Source organism: Cellvibrio sp. (assembly GCF_053579595.1).
In genome coordinates this window covers 1-6,461 of record NZ_JBRFPI010000264.1, presented here as the reverse complement: position 1 = coordinate 6,461, position 6,461 = coordinate 1, and the positions used below count along the sequence as shown (strand labels likewise).

The following is a 6,461-nucleotide window of genomic DNA, read 5'->3' as shown; positions in this document are numbered from 1 at the left end:
GCCGCCGCGGCCCGGTCGGTGAGGGTGAGGCACAGCCGGCGCGACCGCTCGGGCTCCGGCTGCGTCAGTGCCCAGCGCCAGACCGGCGGTGATACTGCTTTCGCGTTTGTATTCCCAGGCTTTTTTCAGGTCGAGCTCAATACCGGCGATCCACACAAAAATCATCACCGCCCACCAGGCGATACCGTTGAGCGATTTGATGACATCCGGATTAAAAACGAAGGTGTAGTACTCAGGGAAAACCTTACCCAGCACTCCAGGGCCAAGCACAATCCCCATAATGATTTGTACGACTACTAACGGCGCCCAATAATCGGTCCGGCCGAGGCGCCAAATCAGGAAGGGGATAGTGAAAATGATCACCATCGCGATCAGGAAAATTTCAGTTGTGGTCATATGCATTTTACTAAGCCCTTACTTCTTATAGATATTTTTTTGTTGGTGTTATCGCCAGTGGAGTGAAGGGCGCAAGCTACAGTGATTTTTTGCGCCATTCGATGCAAAACCTATAGATATTCACTATAGGGCGTTTAGCCAAAAGCCAATGATCGGACACACTCTTGGTTGTAGCGAGGATTTACACAGAATTGGCCATAAAAGTGATGCAATTTGGCGCATGCTGCTGGCACACTAGCGTTCGTTTTGTCGAGGGGCAAAAGGCGTAGTGGTAAATTGATATTTTTTGAATCACTTTGGTGCAAATTGAAAATAATATGCATTAAATTGGTGCAATGTATTTTTTGGCGAGTTTGCCTTATTGCTGGAAAGCCTTATTTTTAAACGCTTATTGCTATTTTCCCTAAATGGCATATATTTTGCCCCTTTTCTGACACCCTAGTCTTGCCCCGCTCACCGAAATGAGTCGCGAGCCCGGATGAAGTGGGGAAAATTTTCAGGTAAACCGCCCTTTTGGACTGTTTACCGGCCGCAATAACAACTTTCACAATCCGTAGCCTTCGGGCTATTACAACTTGGAGGCATTCAATGTCTAAGACTTTAGACCTGATCAAAGAACACGAAGCTCGCTGGATTGATTTGCGCTTCACCGATTTCAAAGGTAAAGAGCAGCATGTAACTTTCCCATCAAGCGTGGTTAACGACAGCTTCTTCGTTGATGGCAAAATGTTCGATGGTTCTTCTATCGCTGGCTGGAAAGGTATTAACGATTCCGACATGATCCTGATGCCGGACGATTCAACTGCCGTTTTGGACCCTTTCTACGACGAAGCGACCATCAACGTGCGTTGTAACATCGTTGAGCCTGCAACCATGCAAGGTTACGACCGCGACCCACGCTCTATCGGCCTGCGCGCTGAAGAGTACCTGAAATCAACTGGTCTGGGCGACGTTGCCCTGTTTGGTCCAGAGCCAGAATTCTTCATCTTCGACAGCGTTCATTTCCACTCAGGTATGGGCGGCGCTTTCTACAAGATCAAATCTGAAGAAGCTGCATGGCAATCAGGTGATGACGTGGAAGGCAAACACGGCCACGCTCCACGCGTAAAAGGCGGTTACTTCCCGGTTGCTCCAATCGACTCACTGCACGACATTCGTGGTGCTATGTGTAACGCGATGGAAGCTATGGGCCTGGAAATCGAAATCCATCACCATGAAGTTGCTAACGCTGGCCAATGTGAAATCGGCGTAGGCGCTAACACGCTGGTTAAGAAAGCGGACGAAGTACAAATCCTCAAGTACTGCGTACACAACGTTGCGCACCAATACGGTAAGACCGCTACCTTTATGCCGAAGCCTCTGATCGGTGATAACGGTTCAGGTATGCACGTTCACCAGTCTTTCTCCAAGAACGGCAAAAACCAATTCGCTGGCGACGCTTACGCTGGTTTGTCTGAAACTGCCCTGTACTACGTTGGCGGTATCATCAAGCACGCTAAAGCATTGAACGCTTTCTGTAACGCGTCTACCAACTCTTACAAGCGTTTGGTTCCAGGTTTTGAAGCTCCAGTAATGCTGGCTTACTCTGCACGTAACCGCTCTGCTTCTATCCGTATTCCTTACACTGTTGGTGAGAAAGCCAAGCGTATTGAAACCCGTTTCCCTGATCCAACTGCTAACCCATACCTGTGCTTCGCTTCATTGCTGATGGCGGGTATCGACGGTGTTCTGAACAAGATCCATCCGGGCGAAGCAGCGACCAAAGATCTGTACGATCTGGAGCCGGAAGAAGAAGCAGAAATCCCACAAGTGTGTTCTTCTCTGGAAGAAGCACTGGCTAACCTGGAAGCAGACCATGACTTCCTGTTGGCTGGCGGTGTGTTCTCTAAAGACTTCATCGATGCTTACATCGACCTGAAGAAACAAGAAATCCAACGCATCAACATGACTCCGCACCCAGTAGAGTTCGAACTCTACTACAGCGTGTAAGTCTTGCTGGAAGGCTAAGCGGGCTTCGGTCCGGTTAATCTGTGAAAAAGCCCGCACCGGCAACGGAGCGGGCTTTTTCTTTGTGGGACGCGAGAGTACTCTAGGGAAAACGTATTGGATGAGGGGAAGGTAATGCGAAGTCTGCTGGTGGTTATGGTTTTACTGTCTCAGGTAGCTGTGGCGGATGTGTACAAAACCGTGGATAAAGACGGCAACATCAAATACACCGATAAACCCAGTACCGAAAGCGCTGAAAAGCTGGAGTTACGCGAGATCAATACCGTGCCGGGTGCCCAACCTCAGGCCTTTCCTCAATCAGTGCCTGTCGATTCAGTTGATGCCCAGTCCGCCGCACTCAATTACCAAATAACCATTATCAGTCCACGCAATGATGTCACTATACCGGTTGGCCAGCGCGATCTGGCGATAGCCATTAATCTCAAACCCGAGCTTAAGCAGGGCCATCTGCTGGTGTACTTTATGAATGGCGAATTGCTGGAAGAGACGACCATGAACAACATCATCGTCAAAGATGTTCCGCGCGGCACCCACACAGTCGTAGTGGAAGCGATTGATGAAAATGGTCGATCATTGGGCACCTCTGCCCCTATTATCGTGAACATTATTCGCCCAAACATTCATAACAATGCCCTTTCAAAGCCCACACCAAAATAGTCGCACCAAATTGGTGCTATCATTTTCCTGAAAATCCCCAAAATGGACGACTGCGGCAGCTAAATCCGCCGAATCAAGCCTATTTCTAACTTGGTTTGGTTTTTGCAGTACTGCCCATGCCCATTGTCGAGGCGTTCAGGAGAGCAGTAGCTAGTGAGTCCGCGCGATATCTACAAACCCATACTGGATAGCTTGAGTACCGCCATTATTTTGGTGGATACCGACCTGCTGCTGTGCCATATGAACCCTGCTGCTGAAGCCCTGCTCGCCATGAGTTGCGAGAGCAACACCGGCGAACCAATCACTTACTTTTTTTATGAATCGGATGAAACTGACCGTCAGCTTAAGCTAGCAGCGGCGCAGGCGAATCACTACACCAAGCGCCACGCTGAATGGCGTTTACTCAGTGGCGGCTCCATCACTGTGGATTACACCGTCACCCCGTTTGGCGATCACGATGGCTTGATCATTGAGATCCAGCCGATCGACCGGTTGCTGCGTATCAGCCGCGAAGAGATGCTCACTACCTCCCACGAAACCACCCGCAACCTGGTGCGCGGTATGGCGCACGAGATTAAAAACCCCCTCGGTGGCATTCGCGGAGCAGCGCAATTGTTGGCGCGCGAGCTACCTAATTCCGGCTTGACCGAATACACCAACATTATCATTGATGAGGCGGACCGCCTGCGTAATCTAGTTGACCGCATGCTAGGCCCGAACCAATTGCCCAAATGGCAGTCGCTCAATATCCACGAGGCGATTGAGCGGGTGGCCAATATCATCAAGGCTGAAAGCAGCGACGCGATCAAAATTGTGCGCGATTACGACCCGAGCATCCCCGCCATGCAGGGCGACAAGGAGATGTTGATCCAGGCATTGCTCAACATAGTGCGCAATGCCATGCAGGCGCTTGTCGAAGCCAATGTCCTCAATGGTGTGATTCAGCTGCGCACGCGCATTCAGCGCCAATACACCATCGGCCGCAAACACCATTCGTTGATCTGCCGGGTTGACATCATCGACAACGGCCCGGGCATTCCCGCCGATATGATCGAAAACATTTTCTACCCGATGATCTCCGGCCGCGCCGAAGGTACGGGGCTTGGCTTGACCATTTCGCAACACCTTATCCATCAACATCATGGCCTCATCGAGTGCCAAAGTGAGCCGGGCAAAACCCGTTTCTCACTCTACTTACCAATGGAAGCGCAACATGCAGAAGTCTAATAAAGTCTGGATTATTGATGATGATCGCTCGATCCGCTGGGTGCTGGAAAAAGCCCTGCAAGGTGCGAACATTGAAACCCGCGTGTTTGACTCGGGCGATAGCGCCATGAGCCAGCTCAACCGCGATACGCCCGATGCCATCATCAGCGATATCCGTATGCCGGGTACTGATGGCCTGACCTTGCTCGGCAATCTGCACAATACCCATCCGCAGATCCCGATCATTATCATGACCGCCCATTCGGATCTGGATAGCGCCGTTGCGGCCTATCAAGGCGGGGCGTTTGAATACCTGCCCAAACCCTTCGATGTGGATGATGCCGTTGCGGTAACCCAGCGCGCGCTCGCCCATGCACAAGAGCAAAAAACCGAACACGGTGCCGAGACTGCGCTGGAGACCAATACCGAAATCATCGGCGAAGCGCCGGCGATGCAGGAAGTGTTTCGCGCGATTGGCCGTTTGTCGCAATCCAACATCACCGTACTGATCAACGGCCAGTCGGGCACCGGTAAAGAGTTAGTGGCGCGCGCGCTTCATCGCCACAGCCCGCGCCGCAATGAACCCTTTATCGCGCTGAATATGGCGGCAATTCCCAAAGACTTGATGGAATCCGAACTGTTCGGCCACGAAAAAGGTGCCTTTACCGGTGCGGCTGCACAACGTCAGGGGCGGTTTGAACAGGCCAACGGTGGATCACTGTTCCTCGACGAAATCGGCGATATGCCTGCCGAAACCCAGACCCGTTTGTTGCGCGTATTGGCCGATGGCGAGTTCTATCGCGTTGGTGGCCACACCCCGGTGAAAGTGGATGTGCGCATCATCGCTGCAACCCACCAAAATCTCGAAACCCTGGTAGCTGATAACCGTTTCCGCGAAGACTTGTTCCATCGCCTGAACGTGATCCGTATCCACATCCCCAAGCTGGCCAACCGCCGTGAAGATATCCCCAAGCTGGCGCGCTTCTTCCTGCACAAAGCGGCGACCGAGCTGAATGTCGATCCGAAAGTCCTGCTGCCGGAGACCGAAGAATACTTCTGTACCCTGCAATGGCCGGGTAACGTGCGCCAGCTGGAGAACACTTGCCGCTGGATCACCGTAATGGCATCCGGGCGCGAAGTACATATTGAAGATTTGCCGCCCGAGCTGCTGGAAAACAAAGAAACTAGCACGCCCGCCGATGACTGGGAAAAAGCCTTGCGTCATTGGGCTGACCAAGCCTTAACACGAGGCCAACACCAATTGCTGAGTGAGGCAGTGCCGACCTTCGAGCGCGCATTGATCGAAACCGCTTTGAAATACACCGCTGGCCGTAAACGCGATGCTGCGAACTTGCTGGGCTGGGGGCGCAACACGCTCACCCGCAAGCTCAAGGAGTTGGGTATGGCCGGTGGCAATGACCCCGATGGCGACGGCGATGATTAATTGCTGAAGCGCTCGGCTTGGGGTTGAGCCAGTTCCGGTTTATGCCGGCAGCTCACCCCCGAAAATTCTTACTATATTCTCCTTGGCATTAAAAACATCTTTTTAGATCTTCTTTTCTTCTTCGCGCAGCTTTCCAAAGCTGTGTCTATACTCTGCTAACTGGTATACAACAGCCGTTGGTTCCACCGGCTCATTACTACAGCTCACTAAATCATCGTCTGTATACCGCCATAAAAAGCAATCGCCCCAGCATCTGGTTACATCAATCCTCAAGATTGGTGCCGATTTGCCGCAAATAACACTGGGAACTCCAAATAAGTCTAATAGCCGAATATTTTCGGGGGAAACATGGTACAAAAATCCTTACTCACCAAATTGATGATGGTGCTGACTATTGCCATGGTGGCAATTGCCATAATCGTGGCGTTTACCAATTACAAAATCGCGTCGAGTACGCAAGAAAAAAAGCTGGAGGCGGAGACCTCGGCGATGATTGCGCTGACCAACAGTTCGATTTTGGAGGCAGTCTTCGCCTACGATTTCCAGCAGATTGAGGCTATCGCCAAGTCGCTGGTGAACACCTCGCTGGTGACCTCGGTGAATGTAGTGGACCATCGTGGCCAGTCGCTCGCCAAGGCAGCGGATGATGATCGCAGCGAAAACCAGATCTCCCGCACTGCCATCCCGATCGTCTATAACGGCAGCACCATTGGCAGCTATGACATCAGTTTTTCTACCCAGGAATTAAGTG

Annotated in this window: 5 protein-coding genes and 1 pseudogene; 5 read left to right on the top strand and 1 reads right to left on the bottom strand. The window is 51.7% G+C overall.

What is annotated here, in order from left to right; all coding sequences use genetic code 11:
- Positions 1–402 (bottom strand): cation:proton antiporter domain-containing protein (locus ACWA6V_RS15140; RefSeq protein ID WP_449523275.1); only part of this gene is annotated, 402 nt, incomplete at its 3' end.
- 582 nt (positions 403–984) lie between these two features.
- Between ACWA6V_RS15140 and glnA the strand changes: the two genes are divergently transcribed.
- The 5 genes and pseudogenes from glnA to ACWA6V_RS15115 form a co-directional block, all read left to right on the top strand.
- Entirely contained in the window at positions 985–2,385 is a 1,401-nt protein-coding gene (glnA, locus tag ACWA6V_RS15135; protein ID WP_310074360.1) for a type I glutamate--ammonia ligase, read from the top strand.
- A gap of 153 nt (positions 2,386–2,538) precedes the next feature.
- Positions 2,539–3,060, top strand: coding sequence for a DUF4124 domain-containing protein (locus ACWA6V_RS15130; protein ID WP_449523274.1), 522 nt, complete (start codon positions 2,539–2,541; stop codon positions 3,058–3,060).
- 153 nt (positions 3,061–3,213) lie between these two features.
- Positions 3,214–4,287, top strand: a complete 1,074-nt coding sequence (gene glnL, locus ACWA6V_RS15125; RefSeq protein WP_449523273.1) for a nitrogen regulation protein NR(II) — start codon at positions 3,214–3,216, stop codon at positions 4,285–4,287.
- On the top strand, positions 4,274–5,710 hold the full coding sequence (gene glnG / locus ACWA6V_RS15120) for a nitrogen regulation protein NR(I) (RefSeq protein ID WP_449523272.1): 1,437 nt from the start codon (positions 4,274–4,276) through the stop codon (positions 5,708–5,710). Before glnL ends, glnG begins: the two co-directional genes overlap by 14 nt.
- A 348-nt stretch (positions 5,711–6,058) precedes the next feature.
- Positions 6,059–6,461: pseudogene (locus ACWA6V_RS15115) on the top strand (methyl-accepting chemotaxis protein); the annotation flags it as partial.

Excerpts from the sequence above, each read along its gene's own strand:
- ACWA6V_RS15130 (WP_449523274.1), top strand. The coding sequence starts at position 2,539 with ATGGTTTTACTGTCTCAGGTAGCTGTGGCGGATGTGTACAAAACCGTG.
- glnA (WP_310074360.1), top strand. The coding sequence starts at position 985 with ATGTCTAAGACTTTAGACCTGATCAAAGAACACGAAGCTCGCTGGATT.
- glnG (WP_449523272.1), top strand. The coding sequence starts at position 4,274 with ATGCAGAAGTCTAATAAAGTCTGGATTATTGATGATGATCGCTCGATC.